Genomic DNA, 2,306 nt, shown 5'->3' on the forward strand with positions numbered 1-2,306 from the left:
AATGTAGATTTAAATCTTATGGAATTTATGATGCTTTATGATATTAAAACATACCTACCAGATGATATATTAGTAAAAGTAGATAGAGCTACCATGTCAGTAGCCCTTGAAGGAAGAGAGCCGTTTTTAGACCATAAAATATTAGAGTGGACAAGTATGCTACCTGTGGAGTTTAAATACAAAAACGGTGTAAGTAAATACATACTCAGGAAAATTTTATATAAGTATATCCCAAAGGAACTGATAGACAGACCAAAGCAAGGATTTGGTGTACCAATTTACGAGTGGTTTAAAACAGATTTAAAAGAGCTTTATAAAGAATATTTAAATCCTGAAAGGATAAAGAAAGAAGGAGTTTTTAACGAAAAAGAAGTAGAAAGACTTTTAAATGATTATTTAAACGACCGTGGTGTAAATCACAATAAACTCTGGTTTTTATTTGTGTTTCAGATATGGAGGGAAAAGTGGCTGTAAGTATATATTATCTATTATTTTTAATACCTTCTTTGTAATAGGATTGTATAAATGGCTAAAAAAATTGTTATTACATCAAATACTTCTTGGTCTTTGTGGAATTTTAGATTAGGGTTAATGAGAGCTTTAAAGGAAAAAGGATATAAAGTTATATCAGTAGCTCCCAAAGACAAATATTCAGAGTATATTAGTAAAGAATTTGAATACTTTGAGCTTAAAAACTTAGATAGAAAAGGTAAAAATCCATATAAAGATGTTAAACTTACTTTAGAATATTTAAACTTATATAAAAAAATTAAACCAGACTTAGTGTTAAATTACACGATAAAACCAAATATTTACAGCTCCATAGCTTGCGGTTTTCTTAAAATTCCTTGTGTAAGCGTTATAACAGGTTTAGGATACGTGTATGTAAAGGAAGGAATATTAAAAAAAATTACAGACTCTTTATATAAAATAGCTTTTAAATTTAATAAAAAAATTGTTTTCCAAAATCAAAGTGATAAAGACTTTTTTATAGAAAATAACATTGTTTCTAAGAATAAGGCAGTAGTTATCTATGGTATGTTTTAATATCATAAAGCATCATAAATTCCATAAGATTTAAATCTACATTGTTTAAAAACTCAATATTTGATGGAATACGATTAATACTTTTAAATAGTTGTTTTAAATCTTCTTCTAAAAATACTTTATTTGAGACATCATACTGAGTTTTAACATCTTTGGCTTCTTTTAAAACATTCTTAAGTTTTATGTACTTATCTCTAAAGTTAGTCCACTTTGGAAGGATAGGTCTGAGTAATGAGTACACTTTATAAGCCAAGTCAGGATTGATTAAATTTAAAATTTTTCCTGATAACGATAAAAATGGTAAAGATGAAAATTTTGCTATTCTCTCTCCAACAATCCAGTATCTTGTATATCCGCAAAACTGCTCATCTCCCCCATCTGCAGAGAGAGACACTTTAACTTTACTTTTTGCGAGTTTTGACACAAGGTAAGTAGGTATAGCTGAAGAATCACCAAAAGGTTCATCGTAAATATCAGGAAGATAAGGGATTACATCGGAAGCTTCCTTTGGACTGCAGTAAAGTTCTGTATGGTCTGTTCCTAAAAATTCAGCTATCTTTTTAGCATAATCTGCCTCGTTGTATTCTCTTTCGTAAAAGCCTATTGTAAATGTCTTTAGTTTTATACCCTCTTTTGCAAGAAGGGCACACACTGTTGAAGAATCAATACCACCACTTAAAAACATTCCTACAGGGACATCGCTAACAAGCCTAAGTTTAAAACTATCTGTTAAAATGTCTTCAAGTTCTTGAGTTAGGTCTTCTTCTGACTTTTTAAGCCATTTATCTTTTTCTTGTTTTCCTTTTATGAAAAAAGATTCTACATTCCAGTATTGATGTTTAGAGATATTACCGTTTCTGTCTATCACAAGGAAATATCCCGGCTCAAGCTTGTATGTGTTCTCAAAAATACTGTAAAACTGTGGTATGTATCCATACTGAAGATAAAAAAGAAGTGCGTCAATGTTTAGATTTTTCCTAAATTTTGGATGTTTATGGAATGCTTTTAGTTCGGATGCAAACATAAAAAGTCCATCTTTGTAATACCAGTAAAGAGGTTTTACTCCTACTCTATCTCTGCATAGGTATAACTTCTTTTGGGCTTTATCCCATATGGCAAAGGTAAACATACCTCTAAATCTATCAACAGAATTCATACCCCATTTATGAAATGATTTTAGTATCACTTCTGTATCAGAATCTGAATAAAATTTGTATCCTTCTTTTTCTAAGTCTTTTCTTATATCCTTGTAGTTATAT

Annotated in this window: 3 protein-coding genes; 2 read left to right on the forward strand and 1 reads right to left on the reverse strand. The window is 29.8% G+C overall.

Annotated elements, in window-relative coordinates; translation table 11 throughout:
• Together NE054_RS07850 and NE054_RS07855 are read left to right on the forward strand one after the other, a co-directional pair.
• Positions 1 to 474 (forward strand): asparagine synthase C-terminal domain-containing protein (locus NE054_RS07850; RefSeq protein ID WP_297890391.1); only part of this gene is annotated, 474 nt, incomplete at its 5' end.
• 51 nt (positions 475 to 525) lie between these two features.
• Complete coding sequence (locus NE054_RS07855) at positions 526 to 1,047, forward strand: glycosyltransferase (RefSeq protein WP_297890392.1); 522 nt, start codon at positions 526 to 528, stop codon at positions 1,045 to 1,047.
• Here NE054_RS07855 and asnB read toward each other — a convergent pair.
• Positions 1,028 to 2,306 (reverse strand): asparagine synthase (glutamine-hydrolyzing) (gene asnB / locus NE054_RS07860; RefSeq protein WP_297890393.1); only part of this gene is annotated, 1,279 nt, incomplete at its 5' end. The genes NE054_RS07855 and asnB overlap by 20 nt on opposite strands.

Origin of the sequence: Sulfurihydrogenibium sp. (assembly GCF_027448985.1) — a bacterium.
Classification (GTDB): domain Bacteria; phylum Aquificota; class Aquificia; order Aquificales; family Hydrogenothermaceae; genus Sulfurihydrogenibium.

What these genes read in the sequence shown, in the direction of transcription:
- NE054_RS07855 (WP_297890392.1), top strand. Translation starts at nt 526, where the DNA reads ATGGCTAAAAAAATTGTTATTACATCAAATACTTCTTGGTCTTTGTGG.